Origin of the sequence: Thermocoleostomius sinensis A174 (assembly GCF_026802175.1) — a bacterium.
Taxonomy (GTDB): domain Bacteria; phylum Cyanobacteriota; class Cyanobacteriia; order Elainellales; family Elainellaceae; genus Thermocoleostomius; species Thermocoleostomius sinensis.
In genome coordinates, this window is sequence record NZ_CP113797.1 from 4,233,064 (window position 1) to 4,256,867 (window position 23,804).

Genomic DNA, 23,804 nt, shown 5'->3' on the forward strand with positions numbered 1-23,804 from the left:
TTGCACAAATTCATATTAAAAAATACAGATTTGTTAAGCCTTGTCAGGATCTCAAAGCACAGCCCCAACCAAGAGGTAAAGCGATATAACAATTTATTGTACAGAGTAACTCTACATATCCTTCCATCTGAGGTGAATGAACACACTCCCTGCTGCATATCTGCCCCAAATAGCTGGATATACAGCAATCCTACTGTATATTTACCTGAACCAAGGTGGATCTACAGCAAAATTCCGTAGATCCGACCAGGTAATCTCAGTAGAATGCCTATACTATAAAGACATATTTTATACAAAAGTATTACGCTATCCAATGCTGGAACCTCGTCCTCGAAAGCTACTTGACCAAGTGCGCGATGCCATACGAGTCAAGCATTACTCATATAGCACGGAGAAAACTTACGTTTACTGGATTCGTCGCTTCATTCTGTTTCATCACAAACGCCATCCTAACGAGATGGGCGCACCAGAGGTCACGCAGTTTCTCACCCATTTAGCTGTAACCGAACAGGTCGCAGCCGCCACTCAGAATCAGGCACTCAATGCCATTATTTTCCTTTATCGTATCGTCTTGCAACAAGAGCTAGTTGGCATTAACGCCGTACGGGCAAAGACATCGCGCTACCTCCCCACCGTCTTAACGCCAGAGGAAGTGCAGCAAGTCATCTCCCACCTGTATGGCGTGTACAAGTTGGTGATTCAATTGCTATATGGCAGTGGACTTCGCTTGAGTGAGGGATTGGCATTGCGGGTGAAAGATGTGGATTTTGCTCAACAGCAGTTGGTGATTCGAGATACCAAAGGCAAAGAGAGCCGAGTCACGATGTTGCCTGCTTGTGTGGTTGCTCCCCTGCAAACGCATCTGCAAACGGTGCGACAGTTGCACCATCACGACTTGGAGCGCCGGTTATGGCTCGGTCTACTTGCCCTTTGCCCTGGAGCGGAAGTATCCCCATGCCGATCGCTTCAGCAAATCTTCATGGTCAGTAGGCAGGCAAGAGATGTAGCATTTAGCACACAAGTGCTACTGTCATCTACCCGCCTCGCGATGGCATCCCGACCCAGAAAGCTGCTTGACCAAGTTTGCGATACGATTCGTCTGAAACATTATTCCTATCGAACCGAGCAAAGTTATGTTGGCTGGATTCGCAGGTACAGTCTCTTCCATATCTGCATGAAAGTGGGGTACAGAAAACGCTAAAGCAAGCGGTTCGTGTAGCGGGCATTGCGAAGCGAGTTGGGTGCCATACCTTTCGCCATAGTTTTGCCACCCACTTGCTGGAAGATGGCTACGACATCCGCACGGTACAAGAGTTGCTGGGGCACAAAGATGTGAAGACCACGATGATTTATACCCACGTGTTGAATCGAGGTGGCAGGGGTGTTTGCAGTCCCCTGGATGCGTGAAACTCGATCGCCCCCTCCTTGCCCTCATCAAAACTTTCTGACAAAAAATGACCCGATACGCTTGTGCAGACCGATCGAGTTGGTTTATGCTATGGCGATGCTGGTTCTTTCGCAGGACGAGAGGAACGGCTGAACGGCTCAAGGTACTGGCGCTGATTAGGGAAGTTTGGCCGCAACCCTAACCAGCTAACCTAACTTCCTGTCGCAAGCAGGAGGCTAGGCTGTGTTGATTGTAGACCAGGTGTCTGCGATCGGCACACCTTGCTGATGCATGGTTGGGTGACACCCATGCCTTGGGCCGTTCTTAACCCAATAGAAAACATCAGCAAGGAAACGAAGAGGAATACCACCATGACTGGAGAATGGAATAGTGAATTGCCCGTTCAGGAGACTGAGCGAGCACAGGTTTGGATTATCGGTAATCGTGAGCAGGTGACACATTTGATGAATGAGTTTTATGTCAAGCGGATTGCCACCGACCGGGTGCAGTTTACGCCGATCGTTCCGGCTCCGTTTGCCACAGGCAAGTACATGACCGTGTTGGTGCGGTAGGAAAAATAGGGGCGATCGAGGGTCGTCCCTAGCACAAAAACTAGAAACGGATTTTCTATCATGCGATTGGATGAATCAATGGCAGGACTCGCTCCGTTGTATGGTTAGCTATAGTGAAAGTGCTGCGTGACTTACCTTTGATTAGCCAACTATGGAATTTTCGCTCGAAATTACGCCCAAAGCGACTGTTACCGATATTCCTCGCTCAATTCAGGACGTAGCTATCACATTTCTACCCCAAAGCAATGATTTGGATGTGGTTCAACAAGCCGTAAATTTACGTCAACATGGGTTTAATCCCATTCCCCACATCCCGGCGCGACGTATTCGCGACTTCAATCAACTGCGCGATTTTGTACAGCGGTTACGCAACGAGGCTGGTGTTCAGCAAGTGTTGGTGATTGGTGGCGACGGCAAACCAACAGGCGATTACAACGCAAGCTTACAATTGCTGGAAACGGGGCTGCTGGATGGGTTGAAAATTGGTGTGGCTGGTCATCCCGAAGGGACATCCTATTTAAGTTCCGAAGCATGCGATCGCGTTCTATTCCTTAAGAACCAATATGCCAAAAACACGGGCAGCGAATTGTACATCGTCACTCAGTGGTCACTCAGCCCAGAGAGTATCATTGCCTGGTTAGAGCGTATTCGCACATTCAACACCTTACCTGTGCGAATTGGCATTCCTGGCCCCACCACCCTCCCTGCTTTGATGAAGTTTGCAATGATTTGTGGTGTGAAAACTAGTTTGAATGCACTTAAACAACAACCACAGAAATTAACACAACTGATGACGGTGCAAACCCCTGATTTCTTAGTGGATGCCCTTCAGCCGTATGTCGATCAATTCCATCTGTTTCCGTTTGGTGGGCTGAAACGCACTGGCGATTGGTTAGAAGCTCGTTTGAAAACGACTCAACTTGAATCGATAGAGACACAGTCTGAATTCATTCTTAATTAGTATGTGATGCACTTGTAACCAACCTCGCTTCTCCCAAAATTGAAGATCGTTACACTCACTGTGTGTCATAGTGTGCCATCATCCGGATCAGTTCTTGCTTAAACCGATCGCGCACCGCCTCTGGAGATACAATCACACACTCGCTTCCATAACGCCGTACCTCTCGAAAAAACCAAAAGATATTTGTTACCCGTCGCACCACTCGCCGAACATGCACAGGGTCAGTTAACCATTCATTGATTTCGTCCATTGCGGTTTTGGTATGGTAGGCAAAAGCCAATCTATGCAATAAATGCATCTCAACTAAGATCGAATCTAATTGCGATCGCCACTGTCCTTTCACAGGCGACACCGAAGCATCCGAAATTCGATCCCAACGCAGACACCAATTATGGGCTAACGCTGGTAAGTCATAATTCCCGTCTGTTTCCTCGCACCAGCAGTGAAGGTATTGCCGTTGTTCATAGTGAGTTATCTCTGCATAATAAATTGTAAAGTTCCAAATCCGTTCTGCTGCATCTTGATAGGCTAGCTGAAATGGTTGTTGCTGCCGAATATAGCGATCGATTTCAATTTGCCAAACAACCGTAGGTTTCGTAACAAATTGTTCAATTTCTTGACGTAATGGCAATGTAATTTCACTGCGTTCTAGTAGTAGATGAGCTAAAACGAGGGCATCTTCTATTTGACCAGCATCAATTAATAGAGTCCTCGCTTTATTAAGTGTATTGATGCGATCGCGACTCCAATTATTGTTTAAGGAAACTAACAGTTGGCGACGGGCGATCGCTTTAATCAACCGCGAAATATTAGGGTCATCTCCCCATTTCATACCAAGTTCGAGGGCGATTGCCTCTAGCTGGGCTTTGTCGCTCTCTTCCAGGGAAAGGGTGATCGATCGTCCTTTGCGCGTCACGGGATCTCCTAGAGTGTCCGTATACTTTTTTCCGTATAACTATTGCCTGTCTCTATTTTGCGTGCCATATTGGAGCAAAGCAATGAGTTACGGACACAATTTCAGGACACAGACCAAGACCATGTCTGATTACAGCATTACTCTTAAACCTGTTTACTCTCGGACAGTTCCAATCCCGATTGGAATCAATTTGCCCGATGAATGGTCGCTTTCATGGCACCAATCAGAAACCTTCAATGCCTTGAGCGATCCGCAGATTGACGTTGTATTTAACACAGCCATGACTGGGGATGGCAAAAGCCTGGCGGCATACTTGCAATCGATGACTGGAAAAACATACACACTGGCAATGTATCCCACCAACGAATTAGCTAGGGATCAGGAACGGCAAGTACAAGATTACAAAGGCAAATTTCAGCCGAAGTATGACCCGCAAATTTTTCGCCTCACTGGTGCAACGCTAGAAGATTTTGTCGAAACGAATCAGCTATCTTCAAAGCAGCAAGGAATTGTTAATCTGACAGATAATTCAGAAATTTTACTAACCAACCCGGATATCTTTCATTACATCCATCAATTTCGATATTTGAGGAGTGATTCTAACAATACTAGGTGGGGTGATAACGCAGATAAAGTATTTCGCAAAGTGGATGATCTTTACAAATTGTTTGTTTTTGATGAATTTCATGTTTTCTCTTCACCTCAAATTGCCAGTGTTTTCAATGCAATGCTGTTGATGAAACATACAGGGTACAAAGGAAAGTTCCTATTTCTATCTGCAACCCCTAGTGAATTGCTTCAGGGCTTCTTATCGCGATCGGGTTTTAAACACCGAGAAATCAATCCTGTCACAGAAGGTGCATATTGCTTTACACAGGCAGACGAAAAGTGCTGGCGACAGATTAGCCAGCCCATTGCACTGGTATTTCCCAATGATTTACAGCCAAATGCCAGATCTGGATACGACTGGATTGTTGAAAATGCTGAATCTATCATTCTCAAGTTTTTTCTAGATTATCCAGATAGTAAAGGGGCAATTATTCTCAATTCAATTGCAGCCGTTTACAAGCTTCTAGGTAAACTGCAACCACTGTTCAAACAGCACAATCTAACTGTTTTACCAAATACCAGTCTGACCGGTGAAAGTGAACGGGCACGATCGATCATAGATGCCGATCTGTTAATTGGTACCTCTACAATTGATGTTGGGGTAGATTTCAAGATTAACTTTCTGGTGTTTGAAGCATCTAGTGCAGCAAACTTCATTCAACGCTTCGGACGATTGGGCAGGCATCAAGGCTTTCCAATCTATCGAGCCTATGCACTAATTCCAAACTTTCTGATTTCAAGATTATTTGAAGATAAGAACGAAAAAGCTGCATCATTAGCTGATGGAGATGAGTACGATCGGGTTTTCTTTAATAATGCCATTCGAGATTCCTGGTTATTTGTGAATCAGTTTGAAGGATATTCAAAACGTTGGGGATCTGTGCAGTCGTTTTACGTTTGGAACGAATTGCGTAAGAAACAAATGCAAGCAGCTTATCCAGACGCAGCAAAAAATTTTGAAACAGATATTTTCAACGCGCTTCAAGTCAGTGTAAGGTCTCGTTATGGAGAAATCAATCGATGTTTGGAAGCCAAACAACATAAGATAATTGACGAAGCAAGAAGTTTTCGGGGTAGTAGTCAGTTAGATTGTGCAATTTACGATACAACAAATTCAAATGAACCAGAGCGGGACAGGTTCAAGACCTACAATTTACCAGGGCTATTGAGTAACTTTATTTTTGAAGTAATGGATAATGATGAGTTTCGGTTAAAGGCTGAAAAAGCTGGAATATCTTTTACTAGACGCTATAAAGATGCACTGTGCTGCTTGCAGTTGCGAGATTATCGAGAGATGCGTGAGAACTGGCACTTTTACCATGCAGGAAATGTGAGCGAATTAGCGAGAATCGGTAAGGTGCAAATCCTCAGAGGTCTGGAAGTGACAACAGGTGAAAATGCAATCAGTAACGCTTTATGTCAACGTGGAATCGTTTGTTATATCTCCGATCGCCGCCGGGATGAACTACGCGCCAAGTTAGGTTTACCAATGCAGTTTCAAGCATATGGATTGAGCGATCGTCCAGATGACCGCGACCCACCCTACACGATCGCTTTTGGTCAGTCTGCTCTTTTGCTGGAAACTCTCACCTGGCATTGGAAACCGAAGGAGGATGAAGGATGGATTTGTTGAGGAAACCGCTCCTTCCAAGACCTTAGCATTCAAGAATACCAACCCCTTGAGATGGAGGAAACTAAGGGATGATAACTAGCTTAACTAACAAAGATTGGAGAAGGGGCTTTGCCCGACATCAGAAGGCAACAGTGTTTCAATACCTGAAAGGCTTTGTGAAAGTGCAGCACTGCACTGCATCCCCTTCTCCATATATTAAGGTTACATCAGATTGGGCTTCCCGCACTCATGAAGGTAACAGTGACTAAATCTATCATAAGGCTACAGTAACTCTTGAAAATCTAGATTGGAGTTGCCAAGATGGTGAAAATACTCACCAAGGGATTTTCAATAGCTTCTTCAGCTAAGTGACAGCGATTTGGCAAAAATGCCTCCTAGCCTCTCCACTGCTTTGATTGATTGGTTACAGCGTGAGAGATTGAAGCCTGCTCAACCCATTGGCAACTCACAACGCAAAACTGAAACCGAGCAACTCGCGCTTACTCTCGTCAATACAAGCTCAAACAAGAAGTCTAATTCAAGCAAAACAAGAAAAAGCCGCTCTCACATCAGACTTACTCAGCTATTTGCCGCAGGTATCACTAAATCAGGAATGCCTATTCGAGTTAAGTTGAAACAAGAACTAGCCAAGAAGTGCGGACATAAGTACGTAACAAAAGGATTGAGTTTTTCCCAAAAAGGTACTGTGCTTTACCAGGATGAAGAGTTTGATAAGCCCAGTCCTCTGGCAAGGAGGGTAAACAGTAGTGCTGCTAATGGCTGGGAGTATGTTGAAGTGCTGAAAAACGGGCAATGGATTTGCTTGGACGAGTTACGTAAAATTTGGAGAACAATCTAATGGACGAAGAACAACTGGCTCTACCAATTGACAATGATTTGCCAATTGTAGATTTTGATGCAGGGCGAGAAGATAAAGAAGCCAAAGAACAAAAGAAACTGCTCACGATTTCTCTGTTTAAAGAAGCCATTTGTGAAGCAGAAGGGAATGAGGACGATCGTTTACTAATTGACTTTACTGACTATGTTTTGCCAAAGTTAATGCGACAACTGGCAGGATCAACGGCAAAGGGAGGACAATTTTTTGAACGGTTAGATGCTAGAGGCAAGGTTAAACGACGTGATAATGCAGGTGATCAATCGCTTCCGGCGCATTTGCTTAACGGTTTTCTGCCAACTTACCGAATTGCAAAACGGCTACAACAACCAGATGTAGCCAGAAATCAGGTGAAAGCCTATTGTGAGGCATTGCAGTTGCGGATTTATGTTGCTGCATATATTCTGCATGATTACGAGAAGTTTCCAGATTACCAGCAGTGGTTAATCAAGCAGGACATTGAAGGTAAATGGAAACATCGAGACTGGGTTGATCAAGCTCCTGGTAAACAGGATGCTCCTGATTTGGGACGAGAGTACATTGCCCAGAAAATCATTGCTCTGGGACTGGATCAATTTTTGGGTGCATCATGTCGTGAATTCATTGATGACATTATTTGGATTAGCAGCAATGCTGGAGATAAAAACGATGCCGATTTAGGTCTAATTACACGTGGATTAAAGCCATTAGAAGACGATCGCATGGATGGTAGAATTCGCAACGTTCTAGTGAACTTAGTGAAGCTGTCCGATCGGTTTGCTTCAATTATTAAACATCCTCAAGATATTACAAAAAATAGCCTGACGGATTTGCTCAATAGCTTGAGTAATGCGGGGCAGTTTAAGTTTACCTATCATGCACTGTCTGATAATCGCGGTGTTTTAACCAACATCATCAACAATGCTTTAATGGATTTGCACCCCAAAGAATTTTATACGCAATTGCTATATTTACCGGACGGTGTGGTTTATCTCGCAACAGCCAATGCACCCCCGATCGCTGTTCAACAAATCTCCGAGCAAGTCATCAATAAAATAAAAACGCTTTGTGGCGATCGGCTCAAGCAACGGCAAATTGGATTTGGTCGAGATGGTAAAGGTTTAAAGTTTGCTGACTATTACTGGCTCTTTTTTAATATTGCCCAACTTATGGATGTGGCAAAGCTTGCTGCCTGCCGCATTATTCCTTCAACCAAAAACTCTTCAGCCGCTAAACGGAGTGCCAGCTTAACCAACTTTCAAGCTGACGGTGAATTACCTAATTATCTCACTGTCGAATTCAAAGATGACTATCGAATCGATCGCCTGGCTGAATTTGGGGATACGCTTTGTCGGGGTATTTGGCGAGGATGGTGCGATCGTTTTGATGCGTGGCAAAAACAGCAGCCCAAAGCAGAACGAAAGACGCTACCTGAGTTAAATCTCACCCAAAAACTCGCAGAGCATTTAGGGCTAACTCACGAAATTCCTGCAATTAGGTCAATTCAATCTCTCAAGAAAACAGGTGGTGTACCACTCGATTGGTATTATCTTGCTGCTAAATATATCCAGAGCAATTCTACGCTTGATGATCAGCAAGTTCGAGAGGTAATGACTGCGATGGTCAGTTTTGCTGCGGATGCTGTGGAAGCGATTGTGCAAGAGTTCACATTACCCGATGGTTGGGATGACTTACGCACTTACGTGCAGCAAATTGTTTCCTTACCTACTGGAACCATTGTTCCACCCCAAACTGATCCGTTCCTGGTTGAACTGAGTCGCTATCAAGCTGCAAAAGTGACGGGGCGCGGACGCGAAAATGTCTGTGCCATGTCTAGCTCGTCCTACACGGTGACAGAGCAAATGGAATCTGCTACATTGTTTACGCCCCAGGTTTATAGCAATCGTCAGATCCTCTTTAATGCTCAGGCTGCCAAACGTCAGATTTGCGCGATCTGGTCAGTGGAAATTATGCTGCGCCAGATTTTGATGAATCAGACGAACGCAACAGGAGGAGACTTTGAAGGACGCAAATATCGCTATCTCTATCTTTATCCGGCCTACTTCTTTACACCAGAAACAAACACTTTTATTCAAAAAGTCTATTCCTGGATTCGGCGCACTCGATTTGATGCAGATATTCGTAAACACCTGGTTACTGATCAACAGGTTGCTCAACTTAACCTTGAGAATTACCAGCAAGTAGACTCGCTTCTGATTCAAGCAGAATCCGATCGGGATCAAACCTTTAAGCTCAACTATCCTAATGAGCCGATGACCTTCTTTTTTATGGCGCTACCGCCAGGAAGAGATGCTACAGATACCGAATCTTGGGTGATGCCTGCTTGGTTGGCCTTTGCCCTGCCATTGGTATTAGATGTCAAGGTAGTGGCTTCTGAATCGCCTGTACCACCCTTTATTAGTGGGGCTGATTTTGAACACACAACCGTCTTAGATGGAGAACATCAGGCGATCACCACGCTGGTTAAAAAAGAGCAATATCGCCTAGATGCAATCCTTCCTCGCACCACAGAAATCTTTTCCCCCCTGAATGCTCTGAGTGCAGCTTACTGCATTCATCTAGAAGTGAATCGCAAAAAGGATGGTGATCCAGATTGGGGCAAGTTAGCGGCTCTGGCACGTGATCTAGAAACCAGTCCGCTTTATGTTTTCCACTACCTGACCAAGCTTGTTCGAAAACTGGATTGGGATTCTGCTCCCATTTCCAAAATTAAGCTATATCTCGACTTTTATCATTGTTTTGATCCCCAAGGAGACGATGTGAACCAATTACGCGAACTAACTCGGCTCTATCGCCGTTTCTACCGTGCTAAAAGCCAATATGCCAAACCTAACGCCGTTCTAAAACCGATCGATGAAGCGGCCGATGTAATTCTCAAAGTTGATAAAGCGCTGGTTCCAGATGATCAGGCATTGACTGATGTAGTCGCAGCCCGTATTTCTAAATTGATGACGAATGTACGGCGTAGAACGGCTGAGGGCAAACCAACATTGGCATTTGTAGATGGAAAATGGAAACCTGCGTTGACCGTTGAAGAAGAACGACAGGCAATTTATGAGTTTGCACAATTCTTTGTGAAAGATCTGTTTCGGGAAACGTTTAAGAGCGATCGAGCACGTCTTGCTGGAATGCAGCTTAATCTGATTCGGGATACCTGTGATTATCTCTATCGCCTTACCGATGACGAAGAGCGCAAAGCTCAGAATCAACCTGAACCAGAAGACATTCCTGAACTGGAAACTGAAGACGCGGCTTGAAACATTACTGCTAACACATACACTCATTCTGGAGAAACAACATGGCTTTCTTAACAACGGTTGATGCGAAGCATTTCCATACCGAAATTCCTGCAAAACCAATGGGCAAGTATGTCCACTTCATCACGATTCGTGTCACAGAATCTTACCCACTATTTCAAACCGATGGTGAGTTGAATAAGGCACGAGTTCGGGCTGGTGTTGATCAGAAAAATAATGAACCTATCAGCCGTCTAGCCATGTTCAAGCGGAAGCAATCAACCCCTGAACGATTAACAGGACGCGAATTGCTGCGAAACTATCAAATTGGTGATTGGGAGAAGTGCGACTATAACGTTGATTTCAGTAAAACGACACCCGATTGCGTTTTGTACGGGTTTGCGATCGGCGATGCAGGGTCTGAAAAATCCAAAGTTGTTGTTGATACCGCCTATTCCATCACGCCCTTTGACGATTCCCATCTCAATTTCACGCTGAACGCACCCTTTGAAAATGGCACAATGAGCCGCAATGGAGAAGTTACCAGTCGAATTAACAGTCAGGACCACATTCTGCCTCAAGTCTTCTTTCCCAGTATTGTGACGCTCAAAGATCCAACAGAAGCAGGCTTTTTGTATGTATTCAACAACATTTTGAGAACTCGCCATTATGGGGCGCAAACTACTCGTACAGGTCGTGTCCGCAATGAACTCATTGGGATTATTTTTGCCGATGGCGAGATCGTCAGCAACCTGCGCTGGACTCAAAAGATTTACGACTTGTTGATGGAAAAAGGTCAAATTAAGTTGCCTGATCCTTTGAACGAAGATCAGGTTCGTGAAGCAGCTGAAGTCGCTATTCAGCAACTCATGGCTGAAGAATACATTCCTCACACTGACTTTATCGGTACTGCTCTGGACTCGCTGCTCACAGAAGTAAAAACTATCACAGGTGACGAAATGCAACTAAGAGCAATGTTGACTCAAGCCAATGCTGAATCTACGGCTTACGCTAACAAACACATCTTCAAATCTGCTGAAAAAGCCAAAAAGAACAATAGAAAAACAGCTACAGCCACAGCAGAGTAACCGCCATGACTATCATTTATCGTTGTACGTTAGAGTTGCATGACTCGATGTACTTTGCCACCCGTGAGATTGGGCGATTGTACGAAACAGAACCAATTTTGCATAACTATGGGCTGTGTTATGCACTGGGACTGGTGGATAGCGATCGTCATTCCACTACTGTTTCTGAAGAACATAGCTACCGTTACTTCTGCCCTGAGCAAATTCCCAGGTACGAAGCGCACCTCACGCCGCTCAACCAGCAGGGAATTTATGTCACTCCTGCACGGGCTGTTTCCCATACAACCGTTCTCAACACCTGGAAGTACGCTAACAACAATTACCACGTTGAGATGGAAAAGACTCAGAAAAATATTCCTAGCTTTGGTCGAGCCAAAGAAATTGCACCAGAAAGCCAATTTGAATGTTTCATCCTCTCTGACAAAGTATTAAGTCAGAAGAAGGAAGAGAAATATCAAATTCCTCGATGGGTAAGACTTGGTAAATGGGCAAGCAAGGCAGCAGTCAAACTCAGTGATCCCTTAGACTTTGAGTTAAAGACAGATGATTTTATGTGTTCTCATCCACTTAATCCATTAGATGTGATGTTTGCTCACCGAATCGTCAGTTATGACACTCTAAATATGCCACCTGTGAGCCTGATCCGAAACGTGCGGTTTTTACGGGGTAAACATTATCGAGTCAAGGAAGGAAAAGAGACGTTTTGCCTTCCGGCTGATGTTCAATATCGATTTGGATAGTCTTAACTACTACAGCTGAACCATCCTCCCCTTTCCCCTCAACCCATAGCCCCGATCGCCCATTAGAACATCATGCCTTTTCTAATCCACAGCAATCTTACACCTTCAGCAAGATCTTTGAGCTGCAAATCGAAACAGACGATCTAGTAGCTGAATTCGGCTACACACTCCGGAGAACGCGACTCAACTTGCCGCAATATCCCAGAGAACTCGATCGCCTCGAAGTTTACGATCGCGCATTGAAGAAGTTTTACCCTACGTAAGTCTGACCAGTGAAACCTCTCGTCGCGAAGCGTTATTTCTCAGGTTGTTCTGGAGTTGTTGCATTATCCTGCTCACTTCTGCCAACAGTACATATCATTGGCATTTCCGATCTTCATCATCAATTTTTCATCTTATCAATACAACCCATGCCCCACAGCCTCATTCTCAACCTGCAACCCCGATCGTCCATTCCTTCTGGTTATCTCACCGGCAAGCATCTCCATGCCCTCTTTCTAACCTTAGTCAGTTCAGTCGATCGGAACTTAGGAGATTACTTGCACGAGCAGAAAACCGAAAAAGCCTTCACCCTCAGCCCGCTCCAGATCCGCGATCGTGCCTCAAGAGGGCATTTGTTGCAGTGGGAGCATCACCGCTCCATTGCAGCCGGAACCTCCTGCTGGTGGCGGATTTCGTTATTAGACGATACCCTATTTGCTCATCTGACTCCGCTTTGGCTCAACCTCAACCCAGCCCGCGCTTGGCATTTGGGGCCCGCCGACTTACAGATTACGAGTGTGCTTGGAACCGCCCAATCGGCTCAGCCGTGGGCAAACTTTCAGTCCTATGCTCAACTGTACGAGCAAGCCTCCGACGAGGCGCGACAAATTACGCTGACCTTGGCGACACCTGCCACGTTTCGGCAAGGCAAATATGACTCTGCGTTGCCGACAAGAGAATGTATTTTTAACAGTTTGCTGCACCGCTGGCATCGCTATAGCAACATCCCTTTCTCTGAAACCCTAGTTGAGTGTCTTTTTCCTAGTTTTTTTGATATTCGCACTGAACTTGTCAATCATCCTGAAGGCAAGTGGGCGGGTTGTGTAGGGACGATCGGCTATCGCATTCTAGGCAATGTCGAAGCGGCAACCGTTCGGCAAATTAACACGTTGGCAGACTTTGCGGTGTATAGCGGCATCGGGCGCAAAACCCCAATGGGAATGGGAATGGTAAGGAGACTGTAATGGATGATTATATTCCGATCGCAGCGCTCAACCAGTATGCCTATTGCCCCCATCGGTGCTGGCGCATGTTTTGTTTGGGCGGATTTATCGACAATCAGTACACGATTGAAGGAACGAGTTTGCACGATCGCGTTCATACAGTCGGAGAAAACCAACGGGAAGAAATCTGGCAAATTCGAGCTATATGGCTAAAGTCAGATCAATATCATTTGATTGGGAAAGCAGATTTAATTGAATCGGGTAATGGGCGCTGGTATCCTGTGGAATATAAGCGGGGACATGTTGGTGAATTTGAAAATGATGCCTTACAGGTTTGTGCTCAGGCACTATGTCTAGAAGCGATGACTGGAAAACCCGTAACTCTTGGCTATCTATACTATGCTCAATCGCACCAGCGCCAACCCGTCGAAATTTCAACCGAGTTGCGGCAGAAGACAATCGCCATCATTGAGAAAGTTCGCCATCTCCTTGAGACTGGCGACATGCCACCAGCTATCTATTCTTCGCGCTGTCAGGGATGCAGCCTTTATGAGCAATGTTTACCTAAGGCGGCAGACAAGGTAAAACGATATCGAGAAGCGTAGGTAGGGAACCGAAGTATTCATTCACTCATTCACTTATCCATACAAATATGGGAACTCTTTATATCACACAAGATGATAGCTATCTTGGTAAAACAGATGAACGCTTGACGGTGCGCGCAAATAAACAAACGCTGCTCGATGTACCGTTGATTAAAGTTGATGGTGTGGTGGTGTTTGGGCGATCGACGGTTTCCCCCGCTGTCGTCATTGAGTTGCTAGAACGCAATATTGCGCTGAGTTTTCTGACTCACACAGGGCGCTATTTGGGACGACTAGAACCAGAGTTAACGAAGAATATTTTTGTGCGAGCGGCCCAGTGGAAGGCGATCGCCCCTTCCGAACCTGCCCTGCATTTAGTCCGAGGATTTATTCGAGGAAAGCTGAAGAACTATCGCAATGCACTGCTGCGAGGACTACGAGAATTTCCTGAGCTTTCATTACAGCCAGCCCTGACTCGGTTGGAACAAGCAATCGCTCCTATTGACACCACTCACACGATCGATTCGTTACGCGGATTGGAGGGAAGCGGCAGTGCTGCCTATTTCGGTAGTTTTGATGCCCTAATTCGTGCTGAAGGGTTTCAGTTTACCCATCGCAATCGTCGTCCTCCTACTGATCCGGTCAATGCATTGCTCAGTTTAGGCTATGCGCTGTTGCGGCATGATGTGCAAAGTGCGGTGAATTTGGTAGGCTTTGATCCATATTTGGGCTATCTGCATACACAACGGTATGGACGCCCTTCTCTAGCGTTGGATTTGATGGAGGAGTTTCGCCCGATCGTGGTTGATGCGGTGGTGCTTAGCGCCATTAACCGTCGAGTGCTTTCTCCTGAAAATTTTGAGACAGAACCGTTAAGTCATGCGGTTTCACTGACCTTGGAAGGGTTGCGATCGTTTTTGCGGCTATATGAACAGAAGAAACAATCGAAGTTTAAACACCCTGTTTTACAAACTCAATGTACTTATCAGGAGGCGTTTGAAATACAAGCGCGGTTACTTGCGAAGTACTTGATGGGTGAAACTGAAAAGTATCCGCCGTTGGTGTTGAAGTAGGGCATCGGGAATCGAAAGTCGGGGGGTGGAAGAGCAGGGATAGTGTTTTGAGTTTTGTCAGTTCTGCTGTTGGCTATCAGGTTCATATGTATCTCGTCATCTCCTACGACATTCCAGACGACAAACGCCGATCGAAGATTCACAAGGTGCTAAAATCCTACGGACAATGGATGCAGTTGAGTGTTTTTGAATGCAACCTCAGCGAAACTCAGTATGCTAAGTTACGATCGCGTCTAAGCAAGTTGATCAAGCCGGAGCAAGACAGCATTCGGTTTTATTTTCTCTGTAGTTGCTGTCAAGGAAAGGTCGAGCGCATTGGCGGAGAGGTTTTACGAGATGAGACCATCTTTTTTGTGTAGTGGCTCTTTATGAGGTGATGGCTTTTTGCGGGTGCACGATTGCATAGACGGCGCGGATGGGTAGGTGTTTTGAGCAGTGTTTGTTAAAATTGGCTGTAATGCTTGCAGGGAGGTGAATTGTACGATTCTTGCTAAAAGATGATCCGCGCAATGGCTGAAAGGCAGAGTATACTTGAATTCTAGTTGTTAAGTTAAGTGATGTTTGACTTTGTTCGTTGTCAGAAATGCTATGATTTAAGAGATCCGCGCGATCGAACCTTGAAAACCGCATATGATCAGACTTTGGGGTCTCCGCCGCGCTAATCATCACCAAACCCTTCCAGGGATTGAAACTTTCTCCACTGGAGTCATGGCGGCTGTCGCTGTTGCGCTAATCATCACCAAACCCTTCCAGGGATTGAAACACATTTGGGTTGGATGCCAGTGGTAAGCGGGTCGGCGCTAATCATCACCAAACCCTTCCAGGGATTGAAACTGTTAACACCACGACCAATGTGATTACGTTAACGCGCTAATCATCACCAAACCCTTCCAGGGATTGAAACGTCGGATGGCGGGTGCTGAAGGAGCCGACGATCCGGGGCGCTAATCATCACCAAACCCTTCCAGGGATTGAAACGCATTCCGGCCACACGTGTGCTTTTCCGGCCACGAAGCGCTAATCATCACCAAACCCTTCCAGGGATTGAAACTATAAGCACTTGCCCCAAGATGCCCCTATTGATGGCGCTAATCATCACCAAACCCTTCCAGGGATTGAAACCAGATCCTTCCTTCCAACTCGAATCGATTACAGCGCGCTAATCATCACCAAACCCTTCCAGGGATTGAAACTCTCTGCCCGGATCAAAAATGCGGGTCATGGCTTGGCGCTAATCATCACCAAACCCTTCCAGGGATTGAAACGCTTCCCGGCTTGGGTGGTAAGGTGGCACGCAAAGCGCTAATCATCACCAAACCCTTCCAGGGATTGAAACTACAGCAGCACGTTTATCTACACTACGTCGCTATTGCGCTAATCATCACCAAACCCTTCCAGGGATTGAAACAGCCCCGATCGCCATTGGTGCTGGCATTGCCTTGGCGCTAATCATCACCAAACCCTTCCAGGGATTGAAACTTTATCCGCGTGTATTCCAGTAATTCTTAATTCCTTGCGCTAATCATCACCAAACCCTTCCAGGGATTGAAACACCCTCAGCATCACTGAGGAGAAAGACCGTAATCGCGCTAATCATCACCAAACCCTTCCAGGGATTGAAACTTGTACCAACACCCACAGAGCGGCCGGTGGCAATGCGCTAATCATCACCAAACCCTTCCAGGGATTGAAACCTTTTCCGGCCACGAATGTGATCGAAAAAGCACATATGCGCTAATCATCACCAAACCCTTCCAGGGATTGAAACAACAGCAGTTTGATTTATAGAACCCTCGAAAATAGGGCGCTAATCATCACCAAACCCTTCCAGGGATTGAAACCAGCAGATTAGTGTAACTCAGGTATTTGGTTGGTTGGCGCTAATCATCACCAAACCCTTCCAGGGATTGAAACATCTAAAGCGGCGGCAAAAGCAGTGATATCTGATCCGGCGCTAATCATCACCAAACCCTTCCAGGGATTGAAACTAACTTATTCCGGGGCATCTGAACGGGGATTCGGGGCGCTAATCATCACCAAACCCTTCCAGGGATTGAAACCCAAATTAATCAATGGAGATTAAACGAATGCCTAAGGCGCTAATCATCACCAAACCCTTCCAGGGATTGAAACTTTATCTGGGGGCTGACTTTGCCACACTGGGCTTGAAAGGCGCTAATCATCACCAAACCCTTCCAGGGATTGAAACGGATGAGAGCAAGTGGATGCTGGGCTGCCAATCGCTGCGCTAATCATCACCAAACCCTTCCAGGGATTGAAACTAAGCGAAAGCTCCTCTGAGCCTTTCACCCGTTACGCGCTAATCATCACCAAACCCTTCCAAACATCGTAACAGTGAGCACAGGGTCAGGTTCGATCGCCACCTAATCGCGTCATCATCGCGTCAAGCAGAGAGTTCAAAAATAACTTGATTATTGAATGACAAAGTGATAGCCTCAAAAGTCGAGGCTATCTTTTCCTTGACAGAAAATAGCTTCAGCAACAACGTATCGCCTAGAAGCTAAGTTCTAGGAGCGCTGATTAGGGAAGCTAGCAACAACCCTAACCAGCTAACCTTAAACCGGACGCAACCCGGTCTAAGGCTAGAAGAGATTATCTCATCTAGCTGACAGATCTTGCTGCAATGGTGAATCGAATTTGGCTTCTAGTTTCCTCATCTGAAACTAGGAGTTCTGAACTATGGCTGACTTCATTGATATTCCATCGGGAGACGCGCGATCGGTCAGAAGCAAGCGCCGCGCCGTCAAAATCTTGATGATTGGACAACCCGAAGATGTAGCGGCTGAGATTGCCCACCTGTATCACTGTGGCTACTGCCGCGTGGAAAACTGGTCACGGGCCTTGCCCTATGCCCAGATTCAACAAGCCACGGTGCGAGAACCCGGAGAGATTATGCGGATTTACAAGCGCTATGTCGATCGGTAAGAGGTGAGCAGGAATGGGGAGTCGGGAGTTGAGAGTAATGCGCTGTGCGACGCTTCCCCCATCTTTTGCCCCCTTCTCCTGGTTGAACGCAAGGACGGGGATGAAGGCAATGCTGGATTCCTCCTCCACCCCCGCAGGGTCAGGCATGGAGACAACGCCAGACTGCCCCACCTCTGTCAAACAGGGGTTCCTCGCCCTAGTCACAACCATTACAACCCCTATTCCCCATTCCTACAAAGTCCCCGGCCACACACTTAAATCTAGCGATGCCTCTACCGAAGGAGCCGCCGTAATAATGCCATAGTCAGCCATCAATTCAGCCGTTTCCTGCCATTGTGCCGCCGAAATCACACCCAGTTCTGCCTCAGAAATGCCCCGCATGACATACTCTCCCACCAATGCCAACGACTGAGTTTGATAATCGACATCAGTGTATTTGCTATCCGGTTCGGCATAGATTTCCGCAACCATTTGCGCCGTTCCGGAAATATCTGCTAATGCTCGTTTCCAGCCCTCAAAACTAGCCTCCAGAAACGCGCTAACTTGGTCTGGCTGTTGTTCTAAAACCGTGGTAGTGGTGAAGAAAGTTTGAGCATAAGCATTGTAGCCATACTGATCCATCGGCAACAGCAACGGAGCTTCTCCCACTTGTTGCGCAAAGCCGATCGGCTCATCTACGGCATAGCATTGTAGCGCTGCCACCTCTCCCTGAATTAAGCGATCGAGTTTGTTTTCGTAGGGCACTTCCACCACCTCAATGGTGGGCAAATTATTGACCCCCTTCACCAACTCCATCACCTTCAGCCCATCAACATGCACCCCCACCGTTTTACCCGCCAAATCGGCCAGCGTAGTCAAGCCACTATCCGGCATCATCATCAGCGCATAAGGAGACGCTTGAAACATCGTAGCGATCGCCTTAATCGGTGCCCCCTGTGCTTGGGCATCCAGAATCAAATTTTGCTCGGCACAGCCAATTGTCAGCGGATTTTTGACTACCTCTTCTGGCACAATCATGCCAGACTCCCACGGTTTGATCACCACATTCACACCCTTGTCTTGATATAGCCCCAACTGCTCGGCCAACAGCAACCCGGCAAACTGCACATTAAACACCCAATCCAATTGCATCGTTAGGACATCCGGTTCGGCAGATTGCGCCAATGCAGGCTTGGTTTGCCCTAAGCGAGTCAGTAACACAGTGGCACCCAAATAGCTAGAAAACTTTAAAAGCGATCGACGTTTCATTTCTGTATAGTCCAGCCCTCAACAAAATAGCCCTTCATTATGGACGCAAGGTTGCGCACCAAGCAGTACCGAATGTAACAAATAGTGAACAGCGACTCTGAAGAATCTGAACTTTTATGAAGGTTTGCCCAGACCCTATGCCGAGAGGGCGATCGCTGGATGGTAAGCTAGCAGATGCGCTTAAGAATTTGTTTATTAGATGACGGAGTTCAGATGATTGGATCAAACCAAGTTCCCTATCTACTTCGGGCTGCCCGTGGAGAAAAACTGAACCGTCCGCCTGTTTGGATGATGCGGCAGGCTGGGCGTTACATGAAAGCTTATCGGGAACTGCGAGAAAAATATCCGTCATTTCGCGAGCGATCGGAAATTCCCGAAGTCGCCGTCGAGGTTTCGCTGCAACCTTGGCGCGCCTTTCAACCCGATGGCGTGATTTTGTTCTCCGACATTGTCACTCCCTTACCGGGCATGGGCATTGAGATGGACATTGCTGAAGGACAAGGCCCCATTATTCACCAGCCCATTCGCACATGGAATGATCTCAATCAGTTACGCCCGCTGGAACCGGCCGAATCACTGCCGTTTATCCAAACCATTCTGCAAACCCTGCGGCAAGAAGTAGGCAATGAATCGACCGTATTGGGCTTTGTGGGTGCACCGTGGACGCTAGCAGCCTACGCCGTCGAAGGCAAAGGCTCTAAAACCTACTCCATCATCAAAAACATGGCCTTTTCCGAGCCGTCGATGTTGCATCGATTCCTAGAGTTTCTGGCCGACTCGATCGCGACCTATGTCCGCTACCAAATCGATGCCGGAGCACAAGTCGTGCAAATGTTTGACTCGTGGGCCGGGCAACTAAGTCCACAGGATTATGAAGTCTTCGCCTTACCCTACCAGCAGCGTGTCATTCGCCAAGTTAAGCAAACCCACCCCGATACCCCGCTAATTCTGCTAGTCAGCGGCAGTGCGGGTCTATTGGAACGCATGGGCCACTCCGGAGCCGATATCATCAGCCTAGATTGGACCGTGGACATGGCCGAAGCTCGGCAACGCTTAGGGTGGGATGTCAAAGTGCAGGGCAACCTCGATCCGGGTGTTTTGTTTGGCTCAAAAGAGTTCATCCGCGATCGCATTCTCGATACCATTCGCAAAGCTGGTAACCAGGGACATATCCTCAATTTGGGGCACGGCATTCTGCCCAATACCCCCGAAGAAAACGCCGCTTTCTTCTTTGAAACCGCAAAGCAAGTCGATCAATTGTTGGCCGTTCATGCGTAATAGGAATTGGGGATGGAAGATACCTAAAGGCGGTGGAACTGCTCCTTGGGCGCGATCGATTAATTGTAATGGTTGCATACCGTTCTCACCTGATCTGGCATAGCATTAGAGTCTTAGACAGATCGATCGCCTTGCCAGATGCACAACATTGGCCCTATCATCCAATGGCATCGATTCATCCTGGATCGATCAATTCGGTTCATCATGAACCCATCAGTGTTCTTACGATGAGCCTATCCCGATTTAAGTCACAGTCTCCACCCAGATCACCCCACCGCCTACGGCGACTCCTCTCGATAAGGGGAGGTTGGGAGGGGTTTCATTCGATCGGTCTCGTGCTGATCATTTATCATCTAGATCATCTAATTTGTTAGGGCTAACTCCAATTTCCCCCCCCTGTCCCCCACCCCTAACCCCCTCTCATGCCTGCGAAACGAATCTTCATCACTGGTGCCAGCGGTTGCATTGGTCATTACATTGCCGATCTTTTGATTCAGCGCACTTCCCATGAATTGTTTTTCATGGTCAGAGATATCAGTAAGCTGAAGTTTGACTATAATGCTCGCCCTGGTATCACAATCATTCCCGGCGACATGCGAGAGATTGAACAAGTGGGTCGGCTGCTGAAGACAATGCAGGTGGCAATCTTGGCAGCCACCGCCTGGGGTGGAGAAGATGTCTTCGATGTGAATGTGATCAAAACCGTACGGTTACTGAACTTGCTTGATCCCGATGTATGCGAGCAGGTAATTTATTTTTCTACGGCCAGCATTCTCGATCGCCACAATCAACCCTTGAAAGCAGCCGGGGAACTGGGCACTGATTACATTCGATCGAAATATACGTGCCATTTGCAGTTGTCAAAGCTGGCGATCGCGCCCAAAATCACGACCCTATTTCCCACGTTGGTTTTTGGCGGCGAAGACAACAAGCCCTACTCTCACCTGTCTTCAGGGTTAAAGGATGTCTTGAAATGGGCTGACCTGATTCGCTTCCTCCAAACCGATGCCAGCTTTCACTTTCTTCACGCCCACGATATTGCCCAAGTGGTGACGTACTTTGTTGATCATCCCCCCGATGCCAACGACCCGCATGAATTTGTCTTAGGGAATCCGGTTCTGACAGTGAATCAAGCCGTCAAAGAAATTTGTACCTATCTCAACAAACGCATCTATTTCCGCATTCCCCTATCGCCACAGCTTGCCGAGTTACTGATTGCAGTCTTTCGGATTCAAGTGGCGGACTGGGATCGATTCTGCATGAGCTATCGTCACTTTAGTTATCAAAACCCGGTTAGTCCTGAGTCATTTGGTTTAATTACCTACTACCCTACCCTGCGCGATCTGCTGAAAGCCAGCGGCATCTCGCCCTATCCTTAATTCCAATTGCTATGGTTTTGCGTCCCTTTCACCTTGCCTTTCCTGTTAAAGATCTGGTGTCCACCCGTCAGTTTTACGAAACTGTGTTGGGGTGCTCGATCGGTCGTAGCTCGGATACGTGGATTGATTTCAATTTCTTCGGACATCAAACAACTGCCCACCTTTGCCCAGACGTGTTTGATAGCATAGCAACCAATCTCGTTGACGGTAAACCCGTGCCCGTGCAGCATTGGGGTGTAATTTTAGACATGGAACAATGGCAGGCATTAGCCGATCGCCTCCGGCAACATCACGTTGAGTTTGTGATTGAACCATACAGGCGCTTTCAAGGAGAAGTGGGTGAACAAGCAACACTGTTTATTCTCGACCCTAGCGGCAATGCTTTGGAATTCAAGGCATTTCAACACGATGCATCCATTTTTGCCACTTATGCCACTTAATTGATCGCCTAGATTCACGGCATCAATCAGCATCAATTGGCATCAATAGATATTGCGCTAGATATTGCATTAGTTCAAGATAGTTCAAGTTTACTAACAACTTGAGCGATCGTGACCAATCTCACCCAATCTCTTCCGTGTTCTTTGCTAGAGTGAACAGAACAAAGGTTCGTTCTAATATTCAAGTTGAAGACCTCGTTTAAAAACGTAGCTTGTGAGTCCCATTCTTTATTAGGCTGCATCGCATTCATTCCACCGCGTGCGGCTCCTCTCTTTACCAAGGGGAGGGTAGGAAGGGTCGGTATACTAGTCCACCGGATAGAGAATTGGTGTCACGATTAATTTTGTTTCACTAAGTTTTGTTTTGTTTTCTTGTTGCTTTGATACCTTCTGATTGCAGTGCGGGAACGTTCATACACAACAGTTCGCTGTAAGCATGAAGCACCTATCACAATGGTTGCTCTACGATCGGTGTCTGCTGTTTAGCAGCCTATCCATGTAAACTCTGTTCGTTGTAAACCCTGTTCGTTCCAAGCATGGTGAGTCAACTTCCTGTTTCTACGCTACTTGAGTCCTATGGATGTTGATGAATTAATACAACAGTATGCGGCGGGTGAGCGCAATTTTGCTGGAGTGAATTTAGCCGGAGCCGACTTCACTGGCATCAATTTAAGCGGCGCAAACTTGACCGGAGCATTTTTGCCGTTTACCAGATTCGATCGCAGCATTTTAACGGAAACCTGTTTGAAGGGCGCGTTTTTATATGGCTCTAAGATGCAATACGTTAAACTGGGCGGTGCAGACTTAAGCCAGTGTGATTTCACCAAGGCTAACCTCACGGGGGCTAATTTGGTGAAAACCAACTTAACGGAGGCAAAGCTGACTGGCGCGGTTTTCCAGTCCGTGAACTTGCGGCAAGCTAGCCTCAAAAGCGTTAATTTCTGTGGTGCAAATTTAAGTCACATTAATCTCTATGCTGCCAATTTGGAAAGCGCTGATTTAAGTTGGGCAAATTTGTCGAACGCCAAACTCAGCGGGGCAAATCTACGTGGAGCCTGTTTGCTACATGTGAAGCTTTGTGGTGCATTCGTCAATGGGGTCGATTTAAGCGGGGCAGAGCTTGATGGGGTTGATATGAGCCGAGCACGCCTCAACGGTGTGAATTTTAACCAGGCTAATTTAACTGCCACCAATTTAACGCACGCCCAGCTAAAGCGCGCCTCGCTGATCCAAGCGAATTTGCGGGCTGCCAATTTAACCGGAGCCACCTTGGCAAAAGCAGATCTCAGTGAAGCCCATCTCAGCCGTAGCAATCTCACGTCGGCTAATTTGCATTACGCCAATCTCAGTGGGGCTAACCTCAATGGGGCTAACCTGACCGGAGCAAATGCAGAACACGCCAACTTACGAAGCGCCTATCTTTGGATGGCACAATTGCGCAACGCGAATCTAAACCACGCGAATTTACGGGGGGCACAACTGCAAGGCACAACCCTAGACGGGGCTGACCTTCGCAACATTCTCTCTGATCCGACAACCCGGTTTCCCTCACCATTGCATACAATTGCAGAACAGTTTTCGTGGTTGCGTACATCCTAAGCTAGTGTTTCAAACCTAGTGACATCTCTTGATGAT

General features: G+C 46.8%; 19 protein-coding genes, 1 pseudogene and 1 CRISPR repeat array. Of the genes and pseudogenes, 18 read left to right on the top strand and 2 right to left on the bottom strand.

Annotation, left to right across the window (positions count from 1 at the left end):
• The first annotated feature begins 313 nt into the window (after positions 1 to 313).
• The 4 genes and pseudogenes from OXH18_RS18310 to OXH18_RS18325 all read left to right on the top strand — a co-directional run bounded on the left by OXH18_RS18310 (position 314) and on the right by OXH18_RS18325 (position 2,920).
• Complete coding sequence (locus tag OXH18_RS18310; protein WP_268608703.1) at positions 314 to 1,201, top strand: phage integrase N-terminal SAM-like domain-containing protein; 888 nt, start codon at positions 314 to 316, stop codon at positions 1,199 to 1,201.
• Positions 1,147 to 1,407, top strand: a pseudogene (locus OXH18_RS18315) (tyrosine-type recombinase/integrase); the annotation flags it as partial. The gene OXH18_RS18310 and the pseudogene OXH18_RS18315, both read left to right, overlap by 55 nt.
• A gap of 351 nt (positions 1,408 to 1,758) precedes the next feature.
• Positions 1,759 to 1,959, top strand: coding sequence for a hypothetical protein (locus tag OXH18_RS18320; RefSeq protein WP_268608008.1), 201 nt, complete (start codon positions 1,759 to 1,761; stop codon positions 1,957 to 1,959).
• Positions 1,960 to 2,110: 151 nt separating this feature from the next.
• Positions 2,111 to 2,920, top strand: a complete 810-nt coding sequence (locus OXH18_RS18325) for a methylenetetrahydrofolate reductase (RefSeq protein ID WP_268608705.1) — start codon at positions 2,111 to 2,113, stop codon at positions 2,918 to 2,920.
• Between the two features lie 55 nt (positions 2,921 to 2,975).
• Here OXH18_RS18325 and OXH18_RS18330 read toward each other — a convergent pair whose 3' ends face one another.
• The gene (locus OXH18_RS18330; RefSeq protein ID WP_268608706.1) at positions 2,976 to 3,836 is read right to left on the bottom strand and encodes a WCX domain-containing protein; all 861 of its coding nucleotides are present in this window, start codon (positions 3,834 to 3,836) and stop codon (positions 2,976 to 2,978) included.
• A 121-nt stretch (positions 3,837 to 3,957) separates the two neighbouring features.
• On the opposite strand from OXH18_RS18330, the gene cas3 reads away from it, so the two are divergent.
• The 10 genes from cas3 (at position 3,958) to OXH18_RS18380 (ending at position 17,824) form a co-directional block, all read left to right on the top strand.
• Positions 3,958 to 6,078 (top strand): type I-D CRISPR-associated helicase Cas3', encoded by a 2,121-nt coding sequence (gene cas3 / locus OXH18_RS18335; protein ID WP_315874756.1) that lies wholly within the window; start codon positions 3,958 to 3,960, stop codon positions 6,076 to 6,078.
• A 358-nt stretch (positions 6,079 to 6,436) separates the two neighbouring features.
• Positions 6,437 to 6,916, top strand: coding sequence for a hypothetical protein (locus OXH18_RS18340; protein WP_268608708.1), 480 nt, complete (start codon positions 6,437 to 6,439; stop codon positions 6,914 to 6,916).
• Complete coding sequence (cas10d, locus tag OXH18_RS18345; protein WP_268608709.1) at positions 6,916 to 10,209, top strand: type I-D CRISPR-associated protein Cas10d/Csc3; 3,294 nt, start codon at positions 6,916 to 6,918, stop codon at positions 10,207 to 10,209. Before OXH18_RS18340 ends, cas10d begins: the two co-directional genes overlap by 1 nt.
• 41 nt (positions 10,210 to 10,250) lie before the next feature.
• Entirely contained in the window at positions 10,251 to 11,276 is a 1,026-nt protein-coding gene (cas7d, locus tag OXH18_RS18350; RefSeq protein ID WP_268608710.1) for a type I-D CRISPR-associated protein Cas7/Csc2, read from the top strand.
• A gap of 5 nt (positions 11,277 to 11,281) precedes the next feature.
• On the top strand, positions 11,282 to 12,016 hold the full coding sequence (cas5d, locus tag OXH18_RS18355) for a type I-D CRISPR-associated protein Cas5/Csc1 (protein WP_268608712.1): 735 nt from the start codon (positions 11,282 to 11,284) through the stop codon (positions 12,014 to 12,016).
• A gap of 410 nt (positions 12,017 to 12,426) precedes the next feature.
• Positions 12,427 to 13,242, top strand: a complete 816-nt coding sequence (cas6, locus tag OXH18_RS18360) for a CRISPR-associated endoribonuclease Cas6 (protein ID WP_268608714.1) — start codon at positions 12,427 to 12,429, stop codon at positions 13,240 to 13,242.
• Entirely contained in the window at positions 13,242 to 13,826 is a 585-nt protein-coding gene (gene cas4 / locus OXH18_RS18365; RefSeq protein WP_268608716.1) for a CRISPR-associated protein Cas4, read from the top strand. The genes cas6 and cas4 overlap by 1 nt, the downstream gene beginning before the upstream one ends.
• 47 nt (positions 13,827 to 13,873) lie before the next feature.
• Positions 13,874 to 14,878, top strand: coding sequence for a type I-D CRISPR-associated endonuclease Cas1d (gene cas1d / locus OXH18_RS18370; protein ID WP_268608719.1), 1,005 nt, complete (start codon positions 13,874 to 13,876; stop codon positions 14,876 to 14,878).
• 86 nt (positions 14,879 to 14,964) lie between these two features.
• Positions 14,965 to 15,237, top strand: coding sequence for a CRISPR-associated endonuclease Cas2 (gene cas2, locus OXH18_RS18375; protein WP_315874758.1), 273 nt, complete (start codon positions 14,965 to 14,967; stop codon positions 15,235 to 15,237).
• Positions 15,238 to 15,533: 296 nt separating this feature from the next.
• Positions 15,534 to 17,232: a CRISPR direct-repeat array (repeat unit 37 nt; unit sequence GCGCTAATCATCACCAAACCCTTCCAGGGATTGAAAC).
• A 346-nt stretch (positions 17,233 to 17,578) separates the two neighbouring features.
• Positions 17,579 to 17,824 carry a hypothetical protein gene (locus tag OXH18_RS18380; protein ID WP_268608723.1) on the top strand — a complete coding sequence of 82 codons (246 nt, stop codon included), beginning with the start codon at positions 17,579 to 17,581 and terminating at the stop codon, positions 17,822 to 17,824.
• A 231-nt stretch (positions 17,825 to 18,055) separates the two neighbouring features.
• Here the strand turns inward: OXH18_RS18380 and OXH18_RS18385 are convergent, their stop codons facing one another.
• Positions 18,056 to 19,072, bottom strand: a complete 1,017-nt coding sequence (locus OXH18_RS18385; protein ID WP_268608725.1) for an ABC transporter substrate-binding protein — start codon at positions 19,070 to 19,072, stop codon at positions 18,056 to 18,058.
• Positions 19,073 to 19,285: 213 nt separating this feature from the next.
• Between OXH18_RS18385 and hemE the strand changes: the two genes are divergently transcribed.
• From hemE to OXH18_RS18405, 4 genes are all read left to right on the top strand, one after another.
• The gene (hemE, locus tag OXH18_RS18390; protein WP_268608727.1) at positions 19,286 to 20,350 is read left to right on the top strand and encodes a uroporphyrinogen decarboxylase; all 1,065 of its coding nucleotides are present in this window, start codon (positions 19,286 to 19,288) and stop codon (positions 20,348 to 20,350) included.
• 422 nt (positions 20,351 to 20,772) lie between these two features.
• Positions 20,773 to 21,729 carry an NAD-dependent epimerase/dehydratase family protein gene (locus OXH18_RS18395; protein WP_268608729.1) on the top strand — a complete coding sequence of 319 codons (957 nt, stop codon included), beginning with the start codon at positions 20,773 to 20,775 and terminating at the stop codon, positions 21,727 to 21,729.
• An 11-nt stretch (positions 21,730 to 21,740) separates the two neighbouring features.
• Positions 21,741 to 22,169, top strand: coding sequence for a VOC family protein (locus OXH18_RS18400; protein ID WP_268608731.1), 429 nt, complete (start codon positions 21,741 to 21,743; stop codon positions 22,167 to 22,169).
• Positions 22,170 to 22,745: 576 nt separating this feature from the next.
• A complete protein-coding gene (locus tag OXH18_RS18405; protein ID WP_268608733.1) occupies positions 22,746 to 23,768 on the top strand; it encodes a pentapeptide repeat-containing protein in 1,023 nt (340 codons plus the stop codon).
• Positions 23,769 to 23,804 lie beyond the last annotated feature (36 nt).

Bases quoted from the DNA above. Each gene is read 5' to 3' on its own strand.
- cas7d (WP_268608710.1), top strand. From the start codon at position 10,251: ATGGCTTTCTTAACAACGGTTGATGCGAAGCATTTCCATACCGAAATT.
- OXH18_RS18395 (WP_268608729.1), top strand. From the start codon at position 20,773: ATGCCTGCGAAACGAATCTTCATCACTGGTGCCAGCGGTTGCATTGGT.
- cas4 (WP_268608716.1), top strand. From the start codon at position 13,242: ATGGATGATTATATTCCGATCGCAGCGCTCAACCAGTATGCCTATTGC.
- cas2 (WP_315874758.1), top strand. From the start codon at position 14,965: ATGTATCTCGTCATCTCCTACGACATTCCAGACGACAAACGCCGATCG.
- cas6 (WP_268608714.1), top strand. From the start codon at position 12,427: ATGCCCCACAGCCTCATTCTCAACCTGCAACCCCGATCGTCCATTCCT.
- OXH18_RS18320 (WP_268608008.1), top strand. From the start codon at position 1,759: ATGACTGGAGAATGGAATAGTGAATTGCCCGTTCAGGAGACTGAGCGA.
- cas10d (WP_268608709.1), top strand. From the start codon at position 6,916: ATGGACGAAGAACAACTGGCTCTACCAATTGACAATGATTTGCCAATT.
- OXH18_RS18405 (WP_268608733.1), top strand. From the start codon at position 22,746: ATGGATGTTGATGAATTAATACAACAGTATGCGGCGGGTGAGCGCAAT.
- OXH18_RS18400 (WP_268608731.1), top strand. From the start codon at position 21,741: ATGGTTTTGCGTCCCTTTCACCTTGCCTTTCCTGTTAAAGATCTGGTG.
- OXH18_RS18310 (WP_268608703.1), top strand. From the start codon at position 314: ATGCTGGAACCTCGTCCTCGAAAGCTACTTGACCAAGTGCGCGATGCC.
- cas3 (WP_315874756.1), top strand. From the start codon at position 3,958: ATGTCTGATTACAGCATTACTCTTAAACCTGTTTACTCTCGGACAGTT.
- OXH18_RS18325 (WP_268608705.1), top strand. From the start codon at position 2,111: ATGGAATTTTCGCTCGAAATTACGCCCAAAGCGACTGTTACCGATATT.
- hemE (WP_268608727.1), top strand. From the start codon at position 19,286: ATGATTGGATCAAACCAAGTTCCCTATCTACTTCGGGCTGCCCGTGGA.
- cas1d (WP_268608719.1), top strand. From the start codon at position 13,874: ATGGGAACTCTTTATATCACACAAGATGATAGCTATCTTGGTAAAACA.
- cas5d (WP_268608712.1), top strand. From the start codon at position 11,282: ATGACTATCATTTATCGTTGTACGTTAGAGTTGCATGACTCGATGTAC.
- OXH18_RS18380 (WP_268608723.1), top strand. From the start codon at position 17,579: ATGGCTGACTTCATTGATATTCCATCGGGAGACGCGCGATCGGTCAGA.
- OXH18_RS18385 (WP_268608725.1), bottom strand. From the start codon at position 19,072: ATGAAACGTCGATCGCTTTTAAAGTTTTCTAGCTATTTGGGTGCCACT.